The organism is Pseudoalteromonas sp. CO109Y (genome assembly GCF_004208935.1).
Classification (GTDB): Bacteria; Pseudomonadota; Gammaproteobacteria; order Enterobacterales; family Alteromonadaceae; genus Pseudoalteromonas; species Pseudoalteromonas shioyasakiensis.
Genome location: NZ_SGPD01000027.1, coordinates 394,993 through 421,190, shown reverse-complemented (window position 1 = coordinate 421,190; position 26,198 = coordinate 394,993). Strand labels below are relative to the sequence as shown.

The following is a 26,198-nucleotide window of genomic DNA, read 5'->3' as shown; positions in this document are numbered from 1 at the left end:
ATGCGGGAGTGGCGGAATTGGTAGACGCGCTGGATTTAGGTTCCAGTAACTTCGGTTGTGAGAGTTCAAGTCTCTCCTTCCGCACCATGTTCTTGATAAGAACCAAAACTATCAAATTATTCTTTGTTGGGATATCGCCAAGCGGTAAGGCAGCAGGTTTTGATCCTGCCATTCCCAGGTTCAAATCCTGGTATCCCAGCCACTTTCTTAAAGTGATAAAGAATACTCAATGAAGAGTTTAAAATAACTACCAGTACTTTTAGTACGAATGATGCGGGAGTGGCGGAATTGGTAGACGCGCTGGATTTAGGTTCCAGTAACTTCGGTTGTGAGAGTTCAAGTCTCTCCTTCCGCACCATGTTCTTGATAAGAACCAAAACTATCAAATTATTCTTTGTTGGGATATCGCCAAGCGGTAAGGCAGCAGGTTTTGATCCTGCCATTCCCAGGTTCAAATCCTGGTATCCCAGCCACTTTCTTAAAGTGATAAAGAATACTCAATGAAGAGTCTAAAATAACTACCAGTACTTTTAGTACAAATGATGCGGGAGTGGCGGAATTGGTAGACGCGCTGGATTTAGGTTCCAGTAACTTCGGTTGTGAGAGTTCAAGTCTCTCCTTCCGCACCATGTTCTTGATAAGAACCAAAACTATCAAATTATTCTTTGTTGGGATATCGCCAAGCGGTAAGGCAGCAGGTTTTGATCCTGCCATTCCCAGGTTCAAATCCTGGTATCCCAGCCAACTACTTACTTCCCTTTCAAGTTTCAAGTTTCAAGTTTCAAGTTTCAAGTTTCAAGTTTCAAGTTTCAAGTTTCTCCAAAGTATATTCAGTATTAGCACAAAAAAACGGGCTAATTTTCATTACCCCGCTTCTTTGTCTTTTGAAGATTAATTTTTTACGATTAACTTAATGTCCCGCTGATCGCGTACTTTAAAACCCAGTTCTTTGCAGGGCCTGTGTTATTAGCAAGCTTTAAAAACTTACTGCGCACCCAGCTCAATGGTTTAATCTCGTTTGAAAAACCAAAGTAACATGCATCCATCATGCTCATCATCAGTAAATTAGCGTGGCGGCGTTTTTTCTCGTAGCGTTTTAATAACGCTTGCTGACCAACATCAGGTTGATCTGCCAAAATATCTGCCAGTGCTACAACATCTTGAAACCCTAGGTTCACACCTTGCCCAGCAAGCGGGTTAATTGTGTGCGCCGAATCACCCACTAAAACTAAACGTCCGTGCGAATAATCATTGGCGTGTTGGCGTGCAAGTGGAAAAACAGCATGCTCAAGTAATTCAAAGTCGCCCGGTAGCTCAGGAAAATGGTCAATGAGTTTTGCTTTAAGTTGCTCATTCGACAACTTTTGCCACTGCTTTAAAACCGCAGCCTCGTGATAACAAATTAAATTAGCATAAGGCGCCTGCATCGGTAAAAATGCTACTGGGCCGCTTGGCGTAAATTGTTGCCACGTTTTTACCTGCTGCGGGGCATCTAATTTGATTAACACGCCCATGCAATGCTGGCCATATTGCCAACCCGTTACACCTAAACCAGCTTTAGTCCGCAATTGTGACTGTCCACCATCTGCAGCAACAACTAAATCAGCGGTATATTGAGTATCGCCATAATGTAAGGTGATTGAATCAGCCGTTTGAGTAATATCCGTAATGGCTGATAGTTGCTCTATCACTTCGATGTTGTACTTGGCGAATTGCTGCCAAAGACTTGCTTGAATTAAATTATTTTCGATTAAATGACCTAAATGCGTTTCGCCAATCTCATGGCTATCAAACAATAAATTTTCGCCTTGTTGCTGGTAGGCCTCTAATTGTTGATAAGGTGCGATACGATTTTGTCTTAGCAACGGCATTGCACCAAGCTCATCAAGTAAATTCTCTGAAAAACGATTAATAGCCGAAATGCGAATATCTACCTTATCTGAGCTTAAAATTTGATCAGCATCGATAAGGTGCTTTTCAATAACGGTGACATCCCTACCCTGCTTGGCCAGTTTTACAGCAGTAGCAGCACCTACCATGCCGCCACCGACAACAATTACCTTATTTTTATTCATTTAATATTCGCTCATTTGGCTATTTAAATACGGGATAAATTGTAACGTAATTCAATATTGCGTGTCAGTGCATTTACCGCTTATGAATTTCAAAACAGTGACTTGTTTGATTTCACACCACAAAGATAAAAACTATACTTGGATCTGTGCGGGTATCCAGCTAAAATACGCGTCCTTTAAGTCGGCATACTTGCCACTTAATCCTGTTTCTAACACATTTTTGTGTCACTACCGAATTGAAAACGAGGCTATATTTCAATGAGTAAAAAGCTGCATATTAAAACCTGGGGTTGTCAGATGAACGAGTACGACTCTCAGAAAATGGCTGATCTACTAGATGCGACTAACGGCTATCAGTTAACTGAAGAAGCTGAAGACGCTGACGTGATCTTACTCAATACCTGTTCAATCCGTGAAAAGGCACAAGAGAAAGTATTCCATCAGCTAGGCCGTTGGAAACTATTAAAAGACGACAAACCAGAATTAATCATTGGTGTTGGTGGCTGTGTTGCATCGCAAGAAGGTGACTCAATTCGTCAACGTGCACCGTTTGTTGATGTAATCTTTGGCCCGCAAACATTACACCGCTTACCGGAAATGATTAAGCAAGTGCAAAGTGGCGACAGCAGCTCGGTAGTTGACGTTTCATTCCCTGAGATTGAAAAGTTCGACCGTTTACCTGAGCCAAAAGCGGAAGGCCCAACTGCGTTTGTATCAATTATGGAAGGTTGTTCTAAATACTGTACATTCTGCGTAGTTCCTTATACGCGTGGTGAAGAAGTAAGCCGCCCTCTTGATGACGTATTACTTGAAGTTGCCCAACTTGCAGAGCAAGGTGTTCGCGAAGTAAACCTACTTGGTCAAAACGTAAATGCGTATCGTGGTGAAACTCACGACGGTGAAATTTGTTACTTCTCTGATCTATTACGTTATGTCGCTGCGATTGACGGTATTGACCGTATTCGTTATACCACGTCGCATCCTGTAGAATTTACGCCAGATATCATTGATGCGTATGCAGACGTACCTGAGCTTGTTGACCACCTACACTTACCAGTGCAAAGTGGTTCAGACCGTGTTCTTAACCTTATGAAGCGTGGTCACACTGCACTCGAGTACAAATCTACGATTCGTAAGTTACGTAAAATTCGCCCTAACCTAAGCATGTCTTCAGACTTCATCATTGGTTTCCCAGGCGAAAGCAAAGCAGACTTTGAAGCAACTATGAACCTTATCAATGACATTGGTTTTGATATGAGCTTTAGCTTCATCTACAGTGCGCGCCCTGGTACGCCTGCTGCTGATTTACCAGATGACGTAACAGAGCAAGAGAAAAAAGAACGTTTATACATTCTGCAAAACCGTATCACGCAAATGGCGCAGCAAATCAGCCGCCAAATGTTTGATACCGAACAGCGTATCCTAGTTGAAGGTCCTTCTAAGAAGAACCCAATGGAATTACGTGGCCGTACTGAGAATAACCGAGTGGTTAACTTTGAAGGCCCTCACTCAGTGATCGGTCAATTCGTTGATGTACGTATTACAGAAGCATTGCCAAACTCTTTACGTGGTGAATTAATTCGTACAGAATCAGAAATGAACTTACGCCGTGATGTGGCACCTTCAGCTATTTTAAATAAAGCTGCTGAAGCTGAGGCCGCTACGGCCCCTAACGAAATTGGCGTTGCTACTTTCGTACCTTAGGGTGACACTTGGTGCAGGCACAGCCTGCACCCATCAATAGGAAGCAATTTTGAGTAATCAGTTAAAAACATTAGAGATTTATTTAGAACCCGCCGACAACAAACGCCTTTCATCTTTATGTGGTCCGTTTGACGAAAACATTAAGCAAATTGAACGCCGCCTTGGTGTTGAGATTGCACACCGTGATAATTTCTTCAGAGTAACCGGTAAACTGCACCTTGCAGCTGCGGCTGTTGAGATACTAAAAAACCTCTATATTGAAACTCAACCTATTCGCGGCCTGATTGGCGAGATTGAACCTGAAGCCGTACATTTGGCAATTAGCGAATCAAATGCGCTAGAGCAAGATGAAAACCCAGGTGTATATGGCAAAGACATGGTGATTAAAACTCGCCGTGGCGTTATTAAACCGCGCAATGATAATCAAGGCGTGTATGTAGCAAATATTTTGCATCACGATATTACCTTTGGTATTGGCCCTGCTGGTACAGGTAAAACTTATTTAGCGGTTGCTGCAGCCGTTGATGCCTTAGAGCGTCAAGAAATTCGCCGTATTTTATTAACTCGTCCTGCGGTTGAAGCAGGTGAAAAGCTAGGCTTTTTACCGGGTGACTTAAGCCAAAAAATCGACCCGTATTTACGCCCTTTATACGATGCATTATTTGAAATGCTGGGTTTTGAGCGTGTAGAAAAGCTAATTGAGAAAAACGTGATTGAAGTTGCGCCCCTTGCTTACATGCGTGGTCGTACGCTAAATGACGCGTTTATTATTCTCGATGAAAGCCAAAATACCACAGCAGAACAAATGAAAATGTTCTTAACCCGTATTGGTTTTAATTCAAAAGCGGTGATCACGGGTGATATTACACAAGTCGATTTACCGCGCGGTGCCCGCTCAGGCCTACGTCATGCCATCGAAGTATTAAACGGTGTCGATGAAATTAGCTTTAACTTCTTCCAATCACACGATGTGGTTCGCCACCCGGTTGTTGCTCGTATCGTTGAAGCTTATGAGCGAAACGATGAAGCAGAACGTTTAAAACGTGCAGAGAAGCAACGTGCGAAAGAAGCGCAAGCAAACCAACAAGAAGCAAACTCGTGACCGAATTAGATTTACAAATAGCCTGTGAGTTTGACGACTTACCAAGCTTTGAACAATTCCAGCTATGGGCTGACAAAGCCCTTAGCAACTACCGTGAAGATGCAGAGCTGACTATAGTGATCAGTGATGAAGCACAAAGCCAGCAGCTCAACAATGATTACCGCGGCAAAGATAAACCGACTAATGTCTTATCTTTTCCATTTGAAGCACCACCGGGCATTGAGTTACCTTTAGTAGGTGATTTAATAATTTGTCCGGCTATTGTTTTAGCCGAATCAATTGAGCAAGAAAAAACCTTTCACGACCATTTTGCCCATATGGTTATCCATGGATGCTTGCATTTACTTGGATTTGACCATATAAAGGACGAAGATGCACTTGAAATGGAAAGCATAGAAAAGCAATTACTTGCCGATCTGAACATCGCTGACCCATATCGAGACGATATTTAAATTAACGGAGCAATTAGACGCAATGAGCGACGACAACTCGCAAACTAGCCAGGGTTCTTCTGGCAAAACGTGGCTGGGCCGCATAGCCCAAATGTTGCAAGGGGAACCCCAGAATAGAGAAGAGCTGGTAGAAGTAATTGCCGATGCGCAAGAACGCGACCTTATCGACCCTGAAACCAAGGATATGATTGAAGGGGTGCTAGGTGTATCAGAGCTGAAAGTGCGGGACATCATGATCCCACGCTCGCAAATGGTAACCTTAGAGGTTGATACACCATTAGAAGAGCTATTACCTATGATGGTTGATTCAACACATTCACGTTTTCCTGTGGTATGTGAAGACAAAGACCATGTTGAGGGTATTTTATTAGCAAAAGATTTATTACCACTGATCATCAATAAAGATGAGCAACTGCCTTCTTTACGTGAATATTTGCGTCCTGCAGTTGTAGTGCCTGAAAGTAAACGTGTAGACACGCTGCTTAATGAGTTCCGTCAACAACGTTACCACATGGCGATTGTTATTGATGAGTATGGTGGTGTGTCTGGTCTTGTCACTATCGAAGATATTCTTGAAATCATCGTTGGTGAAATCGAAGATGAGCACGATGAAAGTGAAGACCTACAAGATATTCGCCAAGTTGCAAAACACGTTTACGCTGTGCAAGCGCTGACTGAAGTTGATGACTTTAATGAGTATTTTAAAACCGGTTACAGCACCTCAGATGCTGACACCATAGGTGGTATTGTTTTACATGCATTTGGCCACATGCCAAGCCGTGGTGAAACAATCGAGGTAGAAGGCTTACAATTTAAAGTCACTAACGCAGATAACCGCCGTATCTTACAATTGCAAGTCACCATTCCAAAGGCTGATGATAACGACAGTGAAGAAACTGCTAACTAACCTAAGTCACCTTGCAAAAGATAAAAAAGCCTGGCTCGCACTTGTTGCGGGCCTCTTTTTAACCTTAAGTTACGCACCCTATAACCTATGGTTTATAACTTTTCTTTCCCTTGGTGCTCTACTCTACTGCATTAACCCTCTCGCAAACGGTAAATTAGCCGCTAAACAAAGTGCTAAATATGGCTTTATATTTGGTTTAGGTTGGTTTGGTGCAGGTATAAGCTGGGTGCATGTATCAATAGCGACCTTTGGTGGCATGCCATTAATCGCATCACTTTCGTTAATGGTGCTGCTTTGTGCTTATTTAGCCCTTTATCCTGCATTAGCTACTTGGCTGGCAACACGCCTTGCTACAGGCCCATATAGCTTTATATGTTGGTTGCTCGCCGCTATCGCAACAACAGAATACTTACGTGGCACATTGCTAACGGGCTTTCCGTGGCTGAGTTTTGGTTACACGCAAACAGACAGCCCACTTAATTTTTTAGCCCCAGTGATTGGTGAGTTTGGGATTACGCTTGTATGTATATTAATTGCGTTTGCTTTATATCGCCTAGCAAATAAAGATGGTAAACCTCTTATCGTCTCTGTAGCCCTATTTGCTGGCTTATATGCGATTGCAAGCAGCAACCAGCTACACTACCAAAACAAAACCATTAAAACTGTACTAGTGCAGGGTAATATTAAACAGCATCTTCGCTTTGAACCGTCTGAGTTCTGGACGACTATGAGCAAATACCAAGATATGACTCGCCTGCATTGGAATGCTGATTTGATTGTCTGGCCAGAAGCTGCGGTGCCTGAGCTTGAAGCATTATCAACCGAATATTTAACAGGCCTTGATAGTGCCGCAACGTTTAATGACACCGCGCTTATTACCGGTATCGTTGATTACCAATACGACACGCGTAACATTTTTAATACTTTAATAGTGCTTGGTAAAAAAGAACACGATGACAGTGAAGGCCACTATCAATATTTAGGTAAAAACCGCTATCAAAAGCATCAGTTATTACCTATTGGTGAGTTTGTGCCGTTTCAGGACTTCTTGCGTCCAATTGCGCCACTGTTTGATTTACCTATGTCATCTTTCACTCGCGGCGATGAAGTGCAAAACAATTTACGCGCAAATGGTTTAAATATTTTACCGGCTATTTGCTATGAAATTGCCTTTTCTGAGTTGGTTCGTGGTAATTATCGCAGTGACTCCGACATTTTATTCACAGTGAGTAACGACGCATGGTTTGGTGACTCACATGGCCCGCATCAGCACATGCAAATAGCGCGTATGCGCGCCCTAGAGTTACAGCGCCCACTAATTCGTGTTACTAATAATGGTATTAGCGCCGTTTACGACCCTATCGCTAAATCACAATTAGCTATGCCACAATTTAAAGCTGATGTACTTGAGGCCAATATCACTTTGATTAAAGGCGATAGTATTTATAGCCAATACGGCAATTGGCCTGTGTGGGCGGTGGTGATATTACTCGGTACTGTTGGTGTGCTTGCTAGGATTAAAAATAACAAGTAAAAGTTTAGACGACAGTTAAAGAGTGGTAACTCCACTCTTTAACTTATAACGCTAGCATTGATAAGTGTATATTTTTTTATTTCCCTTCGTTTTGGTTTCCACAACTCGGCAGCTAACTCCTCCTTCTAGTGAGCTGGAGCATCTTTCAAACTTGGCGTGTTCATTTCTTTCGCTCTCATTTTTATCTTCGCTCTTAGCATTTGCGAATATAAAATCATGACCACTAATTTCGTCTTGGTTCAAAGGAATTGAGTTTTTAAATCCATCCCGCCCACCTAAAATATTAAATGACTTAATTACTGGGTTTAGTGTTACGCTAACAAAACCATTTAGGCTTTTAGCCAAATCATCACTATAAAAGTTTATACGAACATATAGCTTTAACTTATTCATATTCGGAAATTTAATTGTTCCCTTAGTTGGTAATAATATTTTTGTTAAAGCTAATGTCTCACCCGCAAAATAAAAGTCATAAACATCATTTCTAAAATAACTGGCAAGCAAAAAGTCATAGGGACTTCCCTTGACTTCAATCCCCTTTCCTATCGGAGAATTATCATTTACATTGGAATTAGTATACTTAGGAGTCGATATATTACGTTGAGTACTTTGCGCATTTTTAAGCATACTCTTTTCAGAAGCACGCGTTATTACACGTACTAACTCTTTGCGGTATTCATAGAGAAGGTCTAAATCAAAAGCTTCATCATTACTAAGCTCAGACAAAGAAACACTAACTACTGGCTCACCATAACGATCTTCAATGTAGTTAGTATCATATTTTAATGCTGTTTCATTAATCATATCGACCACAATGACAGCTTTAGTATCAGAGTTAACGCTTAGCCTTGCAACCTTGTCTTTTTGACTTTGAGAGCAATTATTGCAGATTTCAACTTCTGCCTGACCAAAAGCAGGCAAGGATATTCCCGAAAAAATAATAAACAATAATATAAGTTTGTACATTCAAAAATCCTTTTATTAATACAACTTTAAAATAACCAAAATACAAGAAACAACCTAATTTTCTGAAGGTTTTCTATGGGCTATAGAAGTTCATTTTAAAAAATGAGATGAGGCTTTACTACTTCAGCGCAAATAAAATACCCTAAAAGGGTACTGTAGACCTTTTATAGCGACCGAGCAATTTTGTCAACGCAAGATTAACTAGTTATTACACTGCAACGTGCATGTTCGAAAGAGCAAATTACTTTAAAAGTCTCAGCTACTTTACATTTAATAATGTTTGCATTGAGGTAAATCTGTTCAACTACTTTAGCAGGCAATTAAAAAAGGCTTCATGATGAAGCCTTTTTAACATTTTAAGATTCTATCTTAATCAACTCTACATCAAATATAAGTAGCGAACCTGCTGGAATGCTGCCGACGCGTTTACGGCCGTAAGCAAGCTGAGGCGGGATATAAAAGGTAAACTTATCCCCTTCGTTCATTAGCTGTAAGCCTTCGGTCCAACCTGCAATGACTTGATTTAAACCAAAGCTGATTGGCGAATTTCTTACCACTGAACTGTCAAAAACACTGCCATCCATAAGCGTGCCATGATAGTGAACCTTTACTTTACTGGTTGCACTTGGCTTTGTGTCATTCCCTGAACTTTGCTCAATTTTGTATTGCAGCCCAGATGCGGTTTCATGAACATCGTCAGCTTTACTATTGTTCGCTAAAAAGTCGGCGGCGAGTTTTTCATTTTCAAGGGCTTGTAGCTTCGCCTTTTTACTGTTTTTAAAAATTAAAAAACAAAAAGTACCAATGATCAGTAAAAGTATTAAATTAATCATTCTGCGTCCTTCTCATCATCATTGTCGCCATTTACGATATCTGCAATATTGGCAAGCCTTGCTAAGGCTAGCGCGTTAATAGAACCTTCAGGGTAACCTTCTGCGGTCATTTCACCTGCGTCTTTATCCATTAATAAGCTCAGTGCTTGATCAACGGTTTCAACGGCATAAATATTAAAGCGCCCTTTTTCAACGGCATCGAGTACTTCGTCATCAAGCACTAAATTAACTTGGTTTGATTTAGGAATAATCACCCCTTGCTCACCGGTTAAGCCACGCATTTTGCAAAGTTTGAAGAAACCTTCAATTTTCTCGTTTACGCCACCAATTGATTGCACATCACCATGCTGGTTAATTGAACCTGTCAGTGCAATAGATTGGCTAATAGGTAAGTTTGTAATGGCTGATATAAGCGCGCACAGCTCTGCTAATGAGGCGCTATCACCGTCGATGTAGCCATAGCTTTGCTCTATTGCGATATTGGCACTGAGCGTTAGGCTAAATTGCTGAGCATATTTATTACCTAAGTAACCAGTTAATAGCATCACCCCTTTTGAGTGAATGGCTTTACCCAGCTCGGCTTCACGTTCAACGTCAATAACGCCATCTGCACCCGCGTATACAGTGGCTGTAATGCGTGCAGGTGTACCAAATGAGGTATCGCCAATATGTAGCACAGTTAAGCCATTTACTTTGCCCACTGCGTGACCTTCGGTTGCAATTAAAATTTGCCCCTCTTTGATATCACTCAGCATGGTTTCAGAAATTTGCCCTGTACGGTATTGCTTACCAACAATGGCTTCATCTATGTGATGAGCATCAATCACTGTTTGGCCATCTTGTTTGGCATAAAAACTGGCTTCTGCCACTAACTCTAATACATCTGCAAAGCGAGCTGAGAGCTTGTTATGGTGCTCAGCTTGGCGATAACTAAACTTTAATAACCTCGCCATAGCCGCTTCATTTACAGTGCAATTGAGTGTTTGCTGACAATATTCAGTCACCTTGGTAATAAACTGATATTGCAGTTTATCGCTACTTGGCAAGTAATAATCAAAGTCAGCAAGTACACGGAATAACTCTGCAAACTCTTCGTCATATTCACCAATGGTGTAATAAAGGTCGCGAGAGCCTAGCAGCACTATTTTTACATCAAGAGGAATAAGCTGAGGACGTAACGTAAAGCTACTTCCCACAGAGCTGTCTTGATAGGGTAAGTCGTTTTTGATTTGATGCGTTTTTAAAGAAAGCTTAAGGCCATCCCACACTTGTGGGTTCGCCATGACTTTTTCAGCATCCATAATCAAATAACCACCATTAGCACGGTGCAGTGCACCTGGCTGAATTGAGCGGTAACTGGTGATAAGCGAGCCTTGCGAAGTCGCATATTCAATTTTGCCGAAAATATTGCCAAAAGTCGGATTCGGCTCATACACCACAGGGGCTGCATCGCCCTCTTTGTATTCAACTAGAATATTTGGTGCAAAGAAGTCTGTGAGCATCCCTTTACGGTCAAAGTCTTCTTTGTTTTCGTCGTTTTCATCATCGTCGAGCCATTCAAGTACCGCATCAATGATTTCTTCACGAATATCTTTTAAATAACGCAATACACCTATGTGCGTCGCGTATTTATGTTCAAGGGCTTTGATTAGTGGCTTAGTGGCAAGCTCAGCAGTTGATTTTTTAAGGTTACGCAGTTTTTCAGATGACTCTCGTTTCCAGCGAGGAAGCTCAATTAATGCTTCGATTAACGCGTCTTCAAGCTTTTCGATAACCTCATAAAATTCAATACGCAGTGGCTCATCAAGGGCTGCAAATTCACTGTCGCTCAGTTGTTTACCATTCACTAAAGGCGCAAATCCCACAACACCATTTTCTTCAATCAATGCTACGCTTTGCTCAAGTGCTGCAATTTCAACAGCAGTAATTGCCGCATCGTAAGTATCTGTAAACTCACGGTCGATTGACTTTTTCTTGCGCTGATAACCTGGGTTATCAAAAGCTGCTGGGAATGTATCAAGTACTTCGTCGATAAATGAATCTATATCGTCAGCTAATTGCTTTGATTGACCTGCTTGCATAAATAACGCGATTGGCTCGCGGTGGTCATCATAGTTGTTAACATACAACCACTCATTAGGCGTTGGGCGGTCTTTTGAATGGGCTGTGAGTTTGTCTTTTACTAAGGTGTAACGACCATGAGCCGCTTCACCCATCACATAAACATTGTAACCCGGTAATTCCATTCCAAGTGAAAAGTCGAGGGCACTTTGTGCACGTTGTTGACCAATAAATGGCAACGCTTCTGGATATGGGTTTTGCATACAAGTCGCAACATGACTTGCGGCAATCTTAGGCGCTAACGCAGAAATAGGTAGAGGGATTAGTTTTTTTGTCATTCTAACTTCTTATTTCCCAGTCTTGACTGGGCATTATAGGTAACGCCCAGCACAAGCCTGCGTCACTGATTAAGGTTGTAATGCCTTACGGCGAAAATAAATACCGCCACATTCAGTACAAGGAGTAATTTGCGTAGCATGGTAAACATCGTAACTATGCTGACAATTTTTACATACTAATGTGCCCATGGCTATCCATTCTCCCTCTTGATAAACACCATTATGTTGAAAATCTTGGTTTAAGGCTTGCCATTCGAGTTGGGTTTTATCTTCAATGTGCGATAACTCATACCAAAGCGATTCTTTAAGCTCTAGCCATGCGAGTGAATCATAGTGACTGTCGTTTTCTTTGATGTGGTCGATATCGCGCTGCAGATAGTCACGATACTGATTAAGCTTTTCTTGTCCTAAGTCTTTAAGTGCCTGCTCTGACTCAACAAATTTTTCCATTGCATCTTTTAGCTCATGATCTTTTACGTCTTTAAGCCATGCACTTAAATCGCTAAGCCAAGATTTATAATCTGCCATCGTTTACTCCTTCAAAAATGATGAAAAATCAACCGTTATTCTAGTTGAGTATAGGTTAACCTGCCCTGAAAATATATTTCCTTGGAAAATTAACAAAAGCGCCTATTTGCCGCTGTGATTAGCATGTATTTTGAGTTATCCTTATCGACAATTTTTTATTAATTTGCAAGAAGTCTGGAATCGTAGATGCAAGAGCAATATAACCCGCAAGACATTGAGTCAAAAGTACAAGCCTACTGGGAAGAAAACCAAGTATTTAAAGTCACTGAAGATGAGAGCAAAGAAAAGTATTACTGCCTATCTATGTTCCCATACCCAAGCGGCCGACTCCACATGGGTCACGTTCGTAACTACACCATTGGTGACGTAGTATCACGCTTCCAACGCTTGCAAGGCAAAAACGTAATGCAACCTATGGGTTGGGATGCGTTTGGTCTACCTGCTGAAAATGCGGCAATCAAAAACAACACAGCACCTGCTAAGTGGACTTACGAAAACATCGATTACATGCGCGACCAGTTAAAGCAATTAGGCTTTGGTTATGATTGGGATCGTGAAATCGCAACATGTCACCCAGAATACTACAAATGGGAACAGTGGTTCTTCACTAAGCTTTACGAAAAAGGCTTAGTATACAAAAAGATGTCAACAGTAAACTGGGATCCAGTTGACCAAACTGTACTTGCTAACGAACAAGTTATTGATGGTCGTGGTTGGCGTTCAGGTGCTATTGTTGAGCAAAAAGAAATTCCACAATGGTTCATCAAAATCACTGATTACGCACAAGAGCTACTAGACGATTTAGATAAACTTGATCACTGGCCTGAGCAAGTTAAAACCATGCAGCGCAACTGGATTGGTCGCTCTGAAGGTTTAGAAATCGAATTTAAGCGTGCAGATAACGAAGATACATTCAGTGTTTATACAACGCGCCCAGATACCTTCATGGGTGTGACTTACGTAGCAGTTGCTGCAGGTCACCCAATTGCACAAGAAGCCGCTAAAAACAGCGACGCTGTAGCTATGTTTGTTGATGAGTGTAAAAACACGAAAATCGCTGAAGCAGACATGGCAACCATGGACAAAAAAGGCATTGCAACTGGCTTTTATGCGATTCACCCATTAACAGGTAAGCAAGTACCGATTTGGGTTGCTAACTTTGTATTAATGGATTACGGCTCAGGCGCAGTTATGGCTGTTCCTGCACATGACCAACGTGACTACGAGTTCGCATCAGCTTATGGCCTTGAAATTGCCCAAGTTATCGCACCAGCTGCAGGCTCTGAAGAAACGGTTGATTTAGACAACCAAGCATACACAAAAAAAGGCGTGTTAGTTAACTCAGGTGAGTTCGATGGTCTTGAGTTTGAAGCAGCATTTAATGCCGTTGCAGACAAACTAGAAGCGCTGGGTGTAGGTGAGCGTAAAGTTAATTTCCGTCTACGTGACTGGGGTGTTAGCCGTCAGCGTTACTGGGGTTCTCCAATCCCAATGCTTAGCGACGAAAATGGTGATGAGCTTTCTGCAACAGAAGACATGCTACCGGTTCGCTTACCAGAAGACGTAGTAATGAATGGTGTGACTTCACCAATCAAAGCTGATCCTGAGTGGGCTAAAACAACTGTAAATGGCGCGCCTGCATTCCACGAAACTGATACCTTCGATACCTTCATGGAATCGTCTTGGTACTACGCTCGTTACTGTAGCCCACGTTTTGACGAAGGCATGATCGAGCCAGGTGCTGCCAATTACTGGTTACCAGTAAACCAATACATTGGTGGTATTGAGCATGCAATCTTGCACTTACTTTACTCGCGTTTCTTCCACAAACTATTACGTGACTTTGGTTTAGTAAACTCAGATGAGCCATTTGAGCGCTTATTATGTCAAGGCATGGTACTAGCTGATACTTTCTATCGTAAAGATGAGAAAGGCGGTGATATCTGGATTTCACCAACAGACGTACAAACTGAAACAGACGACAAAGGTCGTGTTGTTAAAGCGTGGCACAAAGAAGATGGCGAGCCGGTATTCTCTGCGGGCATGAGCAAAATGTCGAAATCGAAAAACAACGGTATCGACCCGCAACAAGTTATTGCCGAGTACGGTGCAGATACAGTTCGTTTATTCATGATGTTTACAGCACCACCAGAGCAAACTCTTGAATGGTCTGATTCAGGTGTTGAAGGTGCAATGCGTTTCTTAAAACGTATTTGGAAATACGCTGTTGATGTAGAAACAGTAGGCTACCAATCGCTTGATAAATCAGCATTAAACAACGACCAAAAAGTTCTTCGTCGTGAACTTCATAAAGCAATTGCAAAAGTGACTGATGACGTTGAACGTCGTCAAACGTTCAACACTGCAATCGCTGCTATCATGGAAATCTCGAACAAGTTACTTAAGGCACCACTTGCTGATAAACAAGATGTGGCAATTGCTAACGAAGCACTTGAAGCATTACTTATCATGCTTGCGCCTATCACACCGCACATGTGTCACCAGTTATGGCAAGACCTTGGCAAAGAAGGCGACATCTTAGATGCAGCATGGCCAACAGTTGATGAGTCAGCACTTGTTGAAGATGAGAAGCTAATCATTGTACAAGTTAACGGTAAGCTACGTGCTAAGTTAACAGTGCCTGCTGATGCAACCAAAGAGCAAGTTGAAGCATTAGCATTTGCTGAAGAAAACGTGACTAAGTTCACTGAAGGCGCAACTATCCGTAAAGTAATTTACGTACCTGGCAAACTACTTAACGTGGTTGCTAACTAAGATGGCAGCGCTTCAAGCACTGAAAAACGGACTAGCCCTTGCGCTAGTCTGTTTACTGCTGACAAGTTGTGGCTTTCACTTAAAGAAAGCCTCTAACTTGCCTGACGACTTGAAAGTAATCACCCTTGTTGGTGATGATGAAAAGTCAGCATTATTCGAATTAGTCGAAAAAGAGCTGATTGCGAGTAAAGTTGAGCTTAACCAAGTTGGTAAACATCCAGAGTTAAAGATCCACAGAGATCGTTTAGAGCGTCAAATTCTGTCATTGTTTGATAATGGTCAGGTTGCTGAATATGAACTTGCCTACAGCGTAAGCTACACCCTGAAGCGCCCTGGACAAAAAGCGATTAATCAAAGCTTTGAATTGTATCGTAACTACCAAGACGACCCAGACAATGCCCTTGCAAAAGCAAAAGAGCTTGATTTGCTATTAGGCGAAATTCGTAAGCAAGCGAGTCGTCGTATTGTTCGTGAGTTATCACAACTGTAATGCGTTGTTATGCAAACCAGCTTCCTAGCCAGTTAAAAAAAGGCCTCGCGCCTTTTTACATGGTGTTTGGTGAAGAGCCTTATCAAATTGCTCAGTGCATCATGCAAATTCGTCAAGTAGCTAAACAGCAAGGCTTTGACGAGGTAATCAAATTTACCTTAATGCCGGGTTTTGATTGGCAAGAAATTGTTGCTCAATACCAAAGTATGTCACTGTTCAGCGCTCGTACCTTAATTGAGTTTGATTTAAACGAGCAAAAACCTGGTACGCAAGGCAGTCAAATCTTTAAGCAGCTTGTTGAGCTTGCTAATCCCGATACTATTTTGGTTTTAAAAGGTGCCAAAGCCAGCCAAGATATTCAACGCAGTGCTTGGTTTAAAGCCCTCGATAAGCAAGGCTTATTTGTTCCTTGTTACCCATTAACAGGTAATCACCTGAGCCGCTGGTTAGATGAGCAATGCTACCGTTTAAACTTAAATCTTCATAACAACGCGAAACAAAGCTTAATTGATGCCACAGAAGGAAATTTACTTGCCTGTCATCAAGAGTTAGAAAAGCTATCTTTGCTTTATGGTAGTGAGCTAATTGACCAGCAAGCCGTTATGCAAGGGCTACTGAATCAGTCAAAATTTGATATTTTTGATTTAAGTGATGCTTTATTAAATGGCCACGTCGAACAAGCGGTTAAAGTAATGACTAAACTGGCTGCTGATAACACTGAAGCCATGAGTATTTTTTGGGCCATCAATAAAGAAGCAGCTAACTTACTGGCTATGCAACACGGGCGCTTGAATGGTGCCAATATGGCTGATTTATACAAAAAGTATAATATTTGGAAAAACCAACAAGCTGTTGTGCAACAGGCCTTAAATCGCTTGAACATCCAAGTACTCGAACAAATTACCAAACAATTAGCTCAGTTTGATGCCGCATATAAACAAGGCAACCTTGTAGCCCCCTACCAAGCATTAATGCAAATATGCTTAGTGTTTTGCCAACCTGTGGCGATACCTTTACCTTGCCACCCGGTCTTTGACTAAGAGTAACAATTCATGATTGCTATTTTTGGTGGCACCTTTGATCCAATTCACTTAGGTCATATTAATATGGCCCAGCAGTGTGTTCAGCAGTGCCAACTCGATACCCTTTACTTCATGCCTTGCGCTATTCCTGCCCACAAAGCCAAGCCAGGAATAAGTGATGAGCATCGTATAAACATGCTAAAACTTGCGATTGACGACAATCCGCATTTTGCTATCGATTACCGCGAACTAAACCGAGAAGGTGCGTCTTATTCTTTGCTGAGTTTAGAAGAGCTTCGTGCAGAAAACCCAGCAGCGCCGATTATGTTTTTAATCGGCATGGACTCATTCAATAGCCTAGATAAATGGTTTAAATGGCAAGAGATTGTCAAACTTTGTCATATCGTCGTGTACCAGCGTCCGGGGCAGCACTGCCAAGTATCTGGTGAACTTGCAGCTTATAAAGAGAATGCCGTAACAGAGCAACTTAGCCAGCTACAACAAGCCCCTGCAGGTAAGTTATTCTTTTTAAATGGCTTACAAGTTAATGCCGCCTCAAGCGAAATCAGAAAAAAGCTGCATTTAAATAATGATATAGCGGAACTTTTACCTACCAATGTAAGTCAATACATTGCGCAGCATCATCTTTACCAAACAGATGAATAAATACTGCCTGCGTGATAAAATAACAAATTAAGATTATTTATTTTTGAGAAAACACTTTGGATTCTAAACAACTACTCGCATTTGCCCTTGATAAAGTCGACGATATGAAAGCCCGTGATGTGGTACAGCTTGATGTTCGTGGTAAGTCTGACATTACTGATTACATGTTAGTGTGCTCAGGTAACTCTAAACGCCATGTACAATCTATTGCTGATCATGTTGCTAAAGAAGCACGCCATGCAGGTGAAGAGCCTCTCGGTTACGAAGGCCAAAACGAAGGTGAATGGGTGCTTGTGGACCTAGGTGATGTGGTTGTGCATGTTATGCAAGACCAAACTCGCGACTTCTATGATCTAGAGAAACTTTGGGGCTAACCCTTAGCAAGGACATAGGTAACCATTTTGAAAATACAATTGATTGCTGTTGGCACCAAAATGCCAGCATGGGTTGAAACCGGATTCACAGAATATCAACGTCGCTTCCCACGTGATATGCCCCTTGAGCTAATTGAAATCCCCGCAGGTAAACGTGGTAAAAATGCGGATATCAAACGTATTTTACAACTTGAAGGCGAAAAGACCCTTGCTGCTATCCCTAAAGGTAACCGCATTGTTACACTAGAGGTAACCGGTAAGCCAATGGATACCCATCAGCTGGCAAAAAGTATGGAAAAGTGGCAGCTTGATGGTCGCGATGTTAGCTTATTGATCGGCGGACCAGAAGGCTTAGCACCTGAGTGTATTGCAGCGTCTGAGCAAAAGTGGTCATTATCAAACCTGACACTACCGCACCCACTAGTGCGCATTATTGTTGCAGAAAGCCTATACCGAGGCTGGAGCTTGAATAACAACCATCCTTATCATCGCGAGTAGTAAAGCCAATGCGAAAACACAGACCCACGATTCGAGACCACTCGGCTGAGGCAAACTTATTTGCTCGCCGAGCATTTGTGGGTTTTGTGTTTGTTACACTGTTAATTGGTGTGTTGTTATCTAACCTATACAACATCCAAGTTATCGAACATCAAGACTATCAAACACGTTCGAACGATAATCGCATCAAAGTTATTCCAATTGCCCCTAACCGTGGGCTTATTTACGACAGAAATGGCGTATTACTGGCTGAAAACAAGCCAGTTTATAATTTAGAAGTGATCCCCGAGGAAGTTGATAACCTTGAAGAGGCACTGAGCGAAGTTGAAAAAGTTATCGAAATAACTGAGCAACAAAAAGCTGACTTTCTAGATGACATTAAGCACAATCGCCGCTTTAAAAGCCAAGTATTAAAAGCCCGTTTAGACGAAACCGAAGTTGCAAAGTTCTCTGTTAATCAGCATAAGTTTCCTGGCTTTAGTATCGAAGCGCGTTTAGCTCGCTATTACCCTTATGGCGATACCCTTACCCATGCCTTAGGTTATGTTGCCAAACTCAACAAAAAAGAACTCACCAAACTTGAAGCTGAAGACCAAGCTACTAACTACCGTGCAACGCACGACATTGGTAAGCTGGGTATCGAAAAATATTACGAAGAACTCCTTCATGGTGTAGTTGGTTCACAACGCGTTGAAGTGAATAACCGTGGCCGAGTTATCCGTACTTTAAGCCTCACGCCACCTGAGCCTGGTCACGACTTAGTACTTACTTTAGATATTGGCCTGCAACAAATTGCTCAACATGCCTTAAAAGATATGCGTGGTGCCATTGTAGTGCTTGATGCTAAAGATGGCGGCGTTTTAGCGCTCTACTCTAACCCTAGTTATGACCCGAATTTATTTGTCCATGGTATCAGCAGCACAGATTACAAAAAGTTGTTAAACCCAGACCGACCACTTATTAACCGTACCACGCAAGGGCGTTATGCACCTGCCTCTACAGTTAAACCTCATATGTCGATCCTTGCCCTTGAAGAAGGACTGGTAACCGAGCAAACACAAATTTGGGATCCGGGTTTTTTCCAAATTCCTAATGTGGAGCACAAATGGCGTGACTGGAAACGTTGGGGCCATGGTCATGTTGATGTTTATCGTGCTATTGAAGAATCATGCGATACCTATTTTTACGATGTTGCTTACCGTTTAGGGATCACCAAAATCAGTGACTTTATGACGCAATTTGGCTTTGGCGAGCTCTCTGGAATCGATATTCATGAAGAAACATCTGCCATTATGCCATCGCGAGAATGGAAAGAAGCCCGCTTTAGAGAGTCATGGTGGCGCGGCGACACCATTTCAGTGGGTATCGGCCAAGGTTATTGGACCGCAACACCAATGCAAATAGCTAATGCTACCAACATCTTAGTGAACCGCGGGCTCGATCATCCTCCGCATCTTGTACAAGTCGCTAAAAAAGAAAACGAAGTAACGCAAATTAATAATGATGAAAAGCCACCTGTAGTATTAAAAAATCCTCATCATTGGCAAATTGCGCTAGATGCGATGCACAACACCGTACATAAAGTCACAGGTACGGCGCATAAAGCTTTTAAAGGAGCGAATTACGACCCAGCTGGTAAAACAGGTACTGCTCAGGTTGTGAGTATTGCTCAAGGTGAGCGTTACGACGCTAAATCACTTAAAGAGCGCCAACGTGATAACGCTATCTATGTTGGTTTTGCACCCTATAACGACCCACAAATTGTGGTCTCTGTGGTGGTTGAAAACACCGGTGGTGGTAGTACGGTTGGTGCGCCTATTGCGCGTCAATTAATGGATTACTACTTTTCAGCGAACCCGATTCAAATAGCCCAAAGTGACGCGCCATGATCCCATTAAATAAAAAACGCTCAATTTGGCAGCGCCTACACCTCGATTTACCTCTACTTATCGCCCTTATGACGATGATGGTAGCCAGCCTAGCAATTGTTTACAGCGCCAGCGGCCAAGACTCTGCAATGATGATACGCCACGCAACACGTATGTTTGGCGCTATCCTAGGTATGTTTATACTCGCCCAGTTTTCGCCTAACACATTAAAAAGTATGGTTATTCCGCTCTACTGCGTGGGGCTTTTAATGCTGGTTGGGGTGTTGTTATTTGGGGTTAGTTCAAAAGGTGCACAGCGTTGGCTTGACTTAGGAGTGACCCGTTTCCAGCCGTCAGAGTTAATGAAAATAGCCGTGCCAATGATGGTTGCATGGTATATCGGGCGTAACCATCTACCGCCAAGAATCATCCATTTAATTATTGGCTTTGCGATTGTAATGGTGCCAACCATTTTAATTAAAGAGCAACCCGACTTAGGTACCTCTATTCTGATTGCCAGCTCAGGGATATTTGTATTATTTTTATCTGGGCTAAGTTGGCGTCTTATTGGCTTTTTATCTGCTACTGTTGGTTTGGCAGCATGGCCGTTTTGGCATTACGTGATGCTTGATTATCAAAAACAACGGGTACTGACCTTTTTAGATCCTGAAAGCGACCCGCTTGGCTCGGGTTACCACATTATTCAATCGAAAATTGCGATAGGTTCTGGCGGCGTTGAAGGTAAAGGCTGGCTGCAAGGCACACAATCACAACTAGAGTTTTTACCTGAGCGTCATACCGATTTTATCTTTTCTGTACTGAGCGAAGAGTTTGGCCTGTTCGGGGTTTGTTTATTACTTTGTATGTACTTGTTTATTATTGGCCGTGGCTTATATATTGCGGTCAACGCGCAAGATGCGTTTGGTAAACTGCTTGCCGGCGCATTAACACTCACCTTCTTTGTTTATGTATTTGTAAATATTGGCATGGTTTCGGGCTTACTGCCTGTAGTAGGTGTTCCGTTACCACTAATAAGCTATGGTGGCACCTCAATGGTGACCTTGATGGCCGGATTTGGCATTATCATGTCTATCGCCACCGATAAAAGGATGCTTTTAAAATAATGACACAGCGAGTCAATTACTTACTTATAGCGTTATTTTCTGTGCTGCTTGCGGCATGTAGCTCTTCATCTCAGCAAGGCCGTTATGCTATGGAGCATGATGCAGCCCCGCTTCGAAAACCAACCGAACTTGAAATGCAAGATGCCATAGTCACCCCGGTTGTTAAAAGCGCAAGCGCTAGTCGCCCTTACGAAGTCCGTGGTAAACGCTACACGCCGATGTTAGATGAAACTGGCTACTCTGAAGAAGGCATTGCTTCGTGGTATGGTCGAAAGTTTCACAATTATCACACCTCAAACGGCGAAGTGTACGATATGTTTGCGATGACAGCAGCTCATAAAACACTGCCGCTACCGAGCTTTGCCAGAGTAACAAATTTAGATAACGGAAAATCAGTAATTGTTCGTGTAAACGACCGAGGCCCGTTTCATGATGACCGGATTATCGATTTATCTTATTCTGCGGCCTATAAATTAGGCTATTACCGACAAGGTACAGCCCGTGTTAAGGTTGAGGCTGTTACCCTTGCCAATTCTGCCCCTCGTTTAAGCTACATTCAGGTTGCAGCGGGAAGTACTCTTGCTAATGTTGAAGCCCTCGCGTTTCAACTTCGTCAGCAATATCATGTGCCAACAAACATTGTTGAAAAAGATGGAATCTATCGATTACGTCTTGGTCCAATAAAAGATGCCGCAGAAGCACAAGCAGTTTTAGAAAAGCTAAAACAAAACCAATTTCAGAACGCGTTCTTGCTTTACAGTGAGTAAGACCTTTAGAATAGGTTAACGCAACATGTTTAACTTTAACCATTAATGAGTACGATGAAATCTATAAAATATAAAATCTTAAGTGGCGTTTGTGGCCTTGTTTGCACTGCTAGCGTATTTTCTGCAACAGCCCAAATTATCCCTGCCCCACCTCAAGTTAATGCGAAAGGTTATTTCTTGGTTGATTTCACCACAGGTAAAGTAATTGCCGAAGGCGAAGCTGATACAAAATTAGCACCGGCTAGTTTAACCAAAATGATGACCAGTTATGTAATTGGTACTGAAATCAAAGCAGGTAATATTGCACCAACTGATATGGTTACAGTCAGTGAAAAAGCCTGGGCAAAGAATTTTCCTGAATCATCAAAAATGTTTATCGAAGTCGGTAAGCAGATCAGTGTTGATGACTTAAACCACGGTATCATTATTCAATCGGGTAACGATGCCTGTGTAGCAATGGCTGAACACATTGCTGGTAGTGAAAGCGCATTTGCTGATTTAATGAATGCCCACGCTGAAAAGCTTGGCATGACTAACAGCCACTTCGTAAATAGCCATGGTTTAGATACTAACGAACACTTCACGACACCACGTGATATGGCAACTTTAGGTGCTGCACTTATTCGCGATGTACCAGATGAGTACGAAGTATACGCGAAAAAATCATTCACTTTTAACGGCATCAAGCAATACAACCGTAACTCATTGTTATGGGATGAAAGCATGAACGTTGACGGTATTAAAACTGGCCATACATCAGAAGCGGGTTATAGCTTAGTAACTTCTGCAACTAAAGATGACATGCGTTTAATCGCGGTAGTAATGGGCACAGAAAGCGAACGTGCTCGTAAAGTTGAAAGCAAAAAACTATTAAACTACGGTTTCCGCTTTTTCGAAACAATCACGCCATATAAAGCAGGCGACAGCTTTGCTGAGCAACGTATTTGGATGGGTAACAAAGAAAACGTATCGTTAGGTATCTTAGAAGATACACCTATTACTATTCCACGTGGTCAGCGTAAAAACTTAAAAGCGAACTTCGAGCTTGATAAAACATTAGAAGCGCCGCTTGCTAAAGGTACTAAAGTAGGCACGCTATTCTTACAGCTTGAAGGTGAAGAAATTGCACAATATCCACTAGTTACACTAGAGGAAGTGGAAGAAGGCAGCTTCTTTAGCAAGATCTACGATTACCTACGTTTACAAATTCAGTAATCTGGTCATAAAGTTTATAAACGCCTTGCACCGCAAGGCGTTTTTTTTTGTCTGAAAAATGATAGAATGCGCCCCATATCAGTCGCGCTGGGTCGAGTGCGTCGTAATCTAAGTTTGCTTAACGCCAAGAAATGGCAGAGAACACCTCTATTAAGCACACTCACTGTTTGAGGAGTCACCGTCGTGGTTCAACCTGTAAAAAATACTAAGTTTGACGAGTATTTAGATTTCCCATGCCCATTCACATTTAAAATCATGGGCTTAGCTAACGTAAATCTAACAGATCAGATCCTAGAAAAGCTGCAACCAATTGCACCTGGCGATTATGCGCCAAAGGTAAAACCAAGCAGCAAAGGTAATTACGAATCTGTAACGCTTGTAGCAACCGTTACAAGTAAAGAGCACATTGAAGAAATTTATAACGTGATCAGCAACATCGATGACGTACGTCACATGCTATAGGCCGATTACGGAGTAAGTCGTGAGCGAAAGAGAATTAATCGTTCGTCAACTAGGTCGTCAGCGTTACATGCCAATTTGGCAAAAAATGCAATCTTTTACCGACACCCGTGATGAGCACACAGCAGATGAAATTTGGCTTGTAGAGCACGAGCCAGTATTTACGCAAGGCCAAGCAGGCAAAGCTGAGCACTTATTAAATACCGGTGATATCGAAGTGATCCAAGTGGATCGTGGTGGTCAAGTTACCTATCACGGACCAGGCCAACAAATGATGTATGTGCTATTCAACTTACGTCGTTTAAACATTGGTGTAAGGGAGCTGGTAACCTGGCTTGAAGAGTGCATTATTGATACGTTAAAAGACTACGACATTGATGCCTACGCGAAAGCGGACGCACCCGGTGTTTACGTTAACGACAGCAAAGTTGCCTCATTAGGCCTTCGCGTTCGCCGCGGTTGCTCTTTCCACGGTTTAGCACTAAATGTAAGTATGGATCTAAGTCCATTCTTACGTATTAATCCATGCGGCTATGCTGGCATGAACATGGTGCAAACAACCGATCTTAACGGTCCGCAAAACCTCGAGCAAGCAGGTGCAGGGCTTGTAAAACACATGATTAAAAAGCTTAATGCTACTGTGGTTAAGCACACTGAAGGGTTTGAAAACGAATGAATAAACCAGTCAAAATGGAACCAGGCGTAAAACTGCGTGATGCAGAAAAAATGGCACTGATCCCAGTTAAAGTTTTACCGACTGAAAAAAACGAAATGTTGCGTAAGCCAGAGTGGCTAAAAATTCGCTTACCAAAATCAACTGAACGTATTGATGGTATTAAACAAGCGATGCGTAAACATGGTTTACACTCAGTGTGTGAAGAGGCTTCGTGCCCTAACCTATCTGAATGTTTCAACCATGGTACTGCTACTTTCATGATCTTAGGTGCTATTTGTACTCGCCGTTGTCCGTTCTGTGATGTTGCCCATGGCCGTCCATTAAAGCCAGATGCAGCTGAGCCAGAAAAGCTAGCGCTGACTATTAAAGACATGAAGCTAAGCTATGTTGTAATCACCTCAGTAGACCGTGATGATTTACGTGATGGTGGTGCACAACACTTTGCTGACTGTATTCGTGAAATTCGTAAGCACAACCCAGAAATCACGATTGAAATTCTAGTACCTGATTTCCGTGGTCGTATGGACAGAGCCCTTGATATCTTAATCGAGACGCCGCCAGATGTATTTAACCACAACCTAGAAACAGCACCGCGTTTATACAAATTAGCGCGTCCAGGTGCTGACTATAAGTGGTCACTTGAGTTGTTACGTCGCTTTAAAGAAGCACATCCAGATGTGAAAACTAAATCTGGTTTGATGGTAGGTTTAGGTGAAGAAATTAGCGAAATCGAAGAAGTGTTACGTGACTTACGCGAGCATAACGTTGATATGCTAACAGTAGGTCAATACCTACAACCTTCTAAGCACCACTTACCGGTTAAACGCTATGTGCCGCCAGCAGAGTTTGATGCTTTAAAAGATTATGCAGACGAAATTGGCTTTACACATGCGGCCTGTGGTCCATTTGTTCGCTCAAGCTACCATGCTGACCAACAAGCAGCTGGTAAAGAAGTGAAGTAATACTTTTACAATTATTTAAAAGCCCGCATTAAGCGGGCTTTTTAATGTTCCAAAATATCAGCGCCCATAACGCGCTAAGAACATTTTTACAGTTTCGCTTATTACTTTGTTATCGGAGTCGCCTTCTTGGCGCTCAAAGCCATACAGCAACGGATAAAAGATCAGCGACTTTAACTGATACACAAACTGTTTCGCTGCAAACTCAACATCATCAATCGTTAAAACCTGTGCTTGCACACCCGCTTCTAAAAACGCCACCAGATCTTGCATACAGCCCATGTTATTACTGGCTAATGATTTTGCTAAATCAGGCTGCTGTAACATCTGCATAAAAGCGACTTTCGCTACTTTTAAAAACTCTTCAGAGGTCAAAAGCGCCACTTCTTGTTCAGCAATGCGTGTTAACTGCTGTGCAATTGGCACAGCGGCATCAAATACAACCGCTTGCTCTTGGCGGACTTTTTCAAACATAAACACTAGAATGGCTTGAAACAACACATCTTTATTTTCAAAGTGATTATATACGGTACGCTTTGAGGCACCCGCTAAGCTTGCAACCTGATCCATACTGGTATGCTCAACACCTTGCTGAAAAAACAATGTCTCAGCTGCATTCAAAATATCTAATCGTTTTCTCTGTGATAATTTCATGGGCCCCTCCGATAAGGGTTACTAGTGTAACGCAAAAATAAAAAATGCACTAGATAGTTTACTTTTATAGCAAACTATGAAAAACTACACCGTGTAGTTTACTTATGGTGACGATATGAAATTTATAAAATGGCTCGCAATCGCCACTCTA

At 42.1% G+C, this 26,198-nt stretch carries 24 protein-coding genes and 6 tRNA genes; 24 read left to right on the top strand and 6 right to left on the bottom strand.

Annotated features, from left to right (window positions below):
- The first annotated feature begins 2 nt into the window (after positions 1-2).
- From EXT43_RS11750 to EXT43_RS11725, 6 genes are all read left to right on the top strand, one after another.
- A tRNA-Leu gene (locus tag EXT43_RS11750) sits at positions 3-87 on the top strand.
- A gap of 40 nt (positions 88-127) precedes the next feature.
- Positions 128-202 (top strand) — tRNA-Gln (locus tag EXT43_RS11745).
- A 71-nt stretch (positions 203-273) separates the two neighbouring features.
- Positions 274-358 (top strand) — tRNA-Leu (locus EXT43_RS11740).
- A gap of 40 nt (positions 359-398) precedes the next feature.
- Positions 399-473, top strand: a tRNA-Gln gene (locus EXT43_RS11735).
- Positions 474-544: 71 nt separating this feature from the next.
- Positions 545-629 (top strand) — tRNA-Leu (locus EXT43_RS11730).
- A gap of 40 nt (positions 630-669) precedes the next feature.
- Positions 670-744: transfer RNA gene (locus tag EXT43_RS11725), tRNA-Gln, on the top strand.
- A 161-nt stretch (positions 745-905) separates the two neighbouring features.
- On the opposite strand, the gene EXT43_RS11720 is transcribed toward EXT43_RS11725, so the two are convergent.
- Positions 906-2,075 (bottom strand): FAD-dependent oxidoreductase, encoded by a 1,170-nt coding sequence (locus EXT43_RS11720; RefSeq protein WP_130167033.1) that lies wholly within the window; start codon positions 2,073-2,075, stop codon positions 906-908.
- A 258-nt stretch (positions 2,076-2,333) separates the two neighbouring features.
- Here EXT43_RS11720 and miaB point away from each other — a divergent pair, with 258 nt between their 5' ends.
- From miaB to lnt, 5 genes are read left to right on the top strand one after another with little or no spacing between them, the layout of a single operon-like run.
- Positions 2,334-3,779 (top strand): tRNA (N6-isopentenyl adenosine(37)-C2)-methylthiotransferase MiaB, encoded by a 1,446-nt coding sequence (gene miaB / locus EXT43_RS11715; protein WP_054551657.1) that lies wholly within the window; start codon positions 2,334-2,336, stop codon positions 3,777-3,779.
- Between the two features lie 49 nt (positions 3,780-3,828).
- Entirely contained in the window at positions 3,829-4,881 is a 1,053-nt protein-coding gene (locus EXT43_RS11710) for a PhoH family protein (RefSeq protein ID WP_054551658.1), read from the top strand.
- Positions 4,878-5,333 (top strand): rRNA maturation RNase YbeY, encoded by a 456-nt coding sequence (ybeY, locus tag EXT43_RS11705; RefSeq protein ID WP_054551659.1) that lies wholly within the window; start codon positions 4,878-4,880, stop codon positions 5,331-5,333. Before EXT43_RS11710 ends, ybeY begins: the two co-directional genes overlap by 4 nt.
- Before the next feature lie 22 nt (positions 5,334-5,355).
- The gene (corC, locus tag EXT43_RS11700) at positions 5,356-6,240 is read left to right on the top strand and encodes a CNNM family magnesium/cobalt transport protein CorC (RefSeq protein WP_054551660.1); all 885 of its coding nucleotides are present in this window, start codon (positions 5,356-5,358) and stop codon (positions 6,238-6,240) included.
- Entirely contained in the window at positions 6,221-7,774 is a 1,554-nt protein-coding gene (gene lnt / locus EXT43_RS11695) for an apolipoprotein N-acyltransferase (protein WP_171037165.1), read from the top strand. The genes corC and lnt overlap by 20 nt, the downstream gene beginning before the upstream one ends.
- Before the next feature lie 51 nt (positions 7,775-7,825).
- On the opposite strand, the gene EXT43_RS11690 is transcribed toward lnt, so the two are convergent.
- From EXT43_RS11690 to EXT43_RS11675, 4 genes are all read right to left on the bottom strand, one after another.
- Positions 7,826-8,740: a hypothetical protein gene (locus EXT43_RS11690; protein ID WP_130167031.1), complete on the bottom strand. Its 915-nt coding sequence runs from the start codon at positions 8,738-8,740 to the stop codon at positions 7,826-7,828.
- A 356-nt stretch (positions 8,741-9,096) separates the two neighbouring features.
- Positions 9,097-9,573: an FKBP-type peptidyl-prolyl cis-trans isomerase gene (locus tag EXT43_RS11685; RefSeq protein ID WP_063527285.1), complete on the bottom strand. Its 477-nt coding sequence runs from the start codon at positions 9,571-9,573 to the stop codon at positions 9,097-9,099.
- Positions 9,570-11,972, bottom strand: a complete 2,403-nt coding sequence (locus EXT43_RS11680) for an ATP-binding protein (RefSeq protein ID WP_055196909.1) — start codon at positions 11,970-11,972, stop codon at positions 9,570-9,572. Before EXT43_RS11680 ends, EXT43_RS11685 begins: the two co-directional genes overlap by 4 nt.
- Positions 11,973-12,041: 69 nt before the next feature.
- On the bottom strand, positions 12,042-12,500 hold the full coding sequence (locus EXT43_RS11675; protein WP_054551664.1) for a zinc ribbon-containing protein: 459 nt from the start codon (positions 12,498-12,500) through the stop codon (positions 12,042-12,044).
- Between the two features lie 186 nt (positions 12,501-12,686).
- Between EXT43_RS11675 and leuS the strand changes: the two genes are divergently transcribed.
- From leuS to lipA, 13 genes are all read left to right on the top strand, one after another.
- Positions 12,687-15,275, top strand: coding sequence for a leucine--tRNA ligase (gene leuS / locus EXT43_RS11670; RefSeq protein ID WP_130167030.1), 2,589 nt, complete (start codon positions 12,687-12,689; stop codon positions 15,273-15,275).
- Between the two features lies 1 nt (position 15,276).
- Positions 15,277-15,765, top strand: coding sequence for an LPS assembly lipoprotein LptE (gene lptE, locus EXT43_RS11665; RefSeq protein WP_062564351.1), 489 nt, complete (start codon positions 15,277-15,279; stop codon positions 15,763-15,765).
- Complete coding sequence (holA, locus tag EXT43_RS11660) at positions 15,765-16,805, top strand: DNA polymerase III subunit delta (RefSeq protein WP_130167029.1); 1,041 nt, start codon at positions 15,765-15,767, stop codon at positions 16,803-16,805. Before lptE ends, holA begins: the two co-directional genes overlap by 1 nt.
- 12 nt (positions 16,806-16,817) lie before the next feature.
- The gene (nadD, locus tag EXT43_RS11655; protein WP_054551668.1) at positions 16,818-17,453 is read left to right on the top strand and encodes a nicotinate-nucleotide adenylyltransferase; all 636 of its coding nucleotides are present in this window, start codon (positions 16,818-16,820) and stop codon (positions 17,451-17,453) included.
- Between the two features lie 56 nt (positions 17,454-17,509).
- Positions 17,510-17,827: a ribosome silencing factor gene (gene rsfS, locus EXT43_RS11650; protein WP_054551669.1), complete on the top strand. Its 318-nt coding sequence runs from the start codon at positions 17,510-17,512 to the stop codon at positions 17,825-17,827.
- Between the two features lie 27 nt (positions 17,828-17,854).
- Positions 17,855-18,325, top strand: a complete 471-nt coding sequence (gene rlmH, locus EXT43_RS11645; protein WP_036967350.1) for a 23S rRNA (pseudouridine(1915)-N(3))-methyltransferase RlmH — start codon at positions 17,855-17,857, stop codon at positions 18,323-18,325.
- Positions 18,326-18,333: 8 nt separating this feature from the next.
- Entirely contained in the window at positions 18,334-20,214 is a 1,881-nt protein-coding gene (gene mrdA / locus EXT43_RS11640) for a penicillin-binding protein 2 (protein ID WP_054561830.1), read from the top strand.
- On the top strand, positions 20,211-21,317 hold the full coding sequence (rodA, locus tag EXT43_RS11635; protein WP_062564348.1) for a rod shape-determining protein RodA: 1,107 nt from the start codon (positions 20,211-20,213) through the stop codon (positions 21,315-21,317). Before mrdA ends, rodA begins: the two co-directional genes overlap by 4 nt.
- A complete protein-coding gene (locus EXT43_RS11630) occupies positions 21,317-22,084 on the top strand; it encodes a septal ring lytic transglycosylase RlpA family protein (protein WP_063527804.1) in 768 nt (255 codons plus the stop codon). Before rodA ends, EXT43_RS11630 begins: the two co-directional genes overlap by 1 nt.
- 54 nt (positions 22,085-22,138) lie before the next feature.
- Entirely contained in the window at positions 22,139-23,299 is a 1,161-nt protein-coding gene (locus tag EXT43_RS11625; protein WP_054551673.1) for a serine hydrolase, read from the top strand.
- 183 nt (positions 23,300-23,482) lie between these two features.
- Positions 23,483-23,761, top strand: a complete 279-nt coding sequence (ybeD, locus tag EXT43_RS11620; protein ID WP_054551674.1) for a DUF493 family protein YbeD — start codon at positions 23,483-23,485, stop codon at positions 23,759-23,761.
- Positions 23,762-23,780: 19 nt separating this feature from the next.
- Positions 23,781-24,434, top strand: coding sequence for a lipoyl(octanoyl) transferase LipB (gene lipB, locus EXT43_RS11615; protein WP_082389180.1), 654 nt, complete (start codon positions 23,781-23,783; stop codon positions 24,432-24,434).
- Positions 24,431-25,396 (top strand): lipoyl synthase, encoded by a 966-nt coding sequence (lipA, locus tag EXT43_RS11610; RefSeq protein WP_054551675.1) that lies wholly within the window; start codon positions 24,431-24,433, stop codon positions 25,394-25,396. Before lipB ends, lipA begins: the two co-directional genes overlap by 4 nt.
- A gap of 57 nt (positions 25,397-25,453) precedes the next feature.
- Here lipA and EXT43_RS11605 read toward each other — a convergent pair whose 3' ends face one another.
- Entirely contained in the window at positions 25,454-26,047 is a 594-nt protein-coding gene (locus EXT43_RS11605) for a TetR/AcrR family transcriptional regulator (protein WP_062564346.1), read from the bottom strand.
- Between the last annotated feature and the right edge of the window lie 151 nt (positions 26,048-26,198).

Bases quoted from the DNA above. Each gene is read 5' to 3' on its own strand.
- lipA (WP_054551675.1), top strand. From the start codon at position 24,431: ATGAATAAACCAGTCAAAATGGAACCAGGCGTAAAACTGCGTGATGCA.
- EXT43_RS11625 (WP_054551673.1), top strand. From the start codon at position 22,139: ATGAAATCTATAAAATATAAAATCTTAAGTGGCGTTTGTGGCCTTGTT.
- lptE (WP_062564351.1), top strand. From the start codon at position 15,277: ATGGCAGCGCTTCAAGCACTGAAAAACGGACTAGCCCTTGCGCTAGTC.
- rodA (WP_062564348.1), top strand. From the start codon at position 20,211: ATGATCCCATTAAATAAAAAACGCTCAATTTGGCAGCGCCTACACCTC.
- miaB (WP_054551657.1), top strand. From the start codon at position 2,334: ATGAGTAAAAAGCTGCATATTAAAACCTGGGGTTGTCAGATGAACGAG.
- holA (WP_130167029.1), top strand. From the start codon at position 15,765: ATGCGTTGTTATGCAAACCAGCTTCCTAGCCAGTTAAAAAAAGGCCTC.
- nadD (WP_054551668.1), top strand. From the start codon at position 16,818: ATGATTGCTATTTTTGGTGGCACCTTTGATCCAATTCACTTAGGTCAT.
- EXT43_RS11680 (WP_055196909.1), bottom strand. From the start codon at position 11,972: ATGACAAAAAAACTAATCCCTCTACCTATTTCTGCGTTAGCGCCTAAG.
- mrdA (WP_054561830.1), top strand. From the start codon at position 18,334: ATGCGAAAACACAGACCCACGATTCGAGACCACTCGGCTGAGGCAAAC.
- corC (WP_054551660.1), top strand. From the start codon at position 5,356: ATGAGCGACGACAACTCGCAAACTAGCCAGGGTTCTTCTGGCAAAACG.
- EXT43_RS11720 (WP_130167033.1), bottom strand. From the start codon at position 2,075: ATGAATAAAAATAAGGTAATTGTTGTCGGTGGCGGCATGGTAGGTGCT.
- leuS (WP_130167030.1), top strand. From the start codon at position 12,687: ATGCAAGAGCAATATAACCCGCAAGACATTGAGTCAAAAGTACAAGCC.
- EXT43_RS11685 (WP_063527285.1), bottom strand. From the start codon at position 9,573: ATGATTAATTTAATACTTTTACTGATCATTGGTACTTTTTGTTTTTTA.
- EXT43_RS11675 (WP_054551664.1), bottom strand. From the start codon at position 12,500: ATGGCAGATTATAAATCTTGGCTTAGCGATTTAAGTGCATGGCTTAAA.
- EXT43_RS11690 (WP_130167031.1), bottom strand. From the start codon at position 8,740: ATGTACAAACTTATATTATTGTTTATTATTTTTTCGGGAATATCCTTG.
- EXT43_RS11605 (WP_062564346.1), bottom strand. From the start codon at position 26,047: ATGAAATTATCACAGAGAAAACGATTAGATATTTTGAATGCAGCTGAG.
- EXT43_RS11630 (WP_063527804.1), top strand. From the start codon at position 21,317: ATGACACAGCGAGTCAATTACTTACTTATAGCGTTATTTTCTGTGCTG.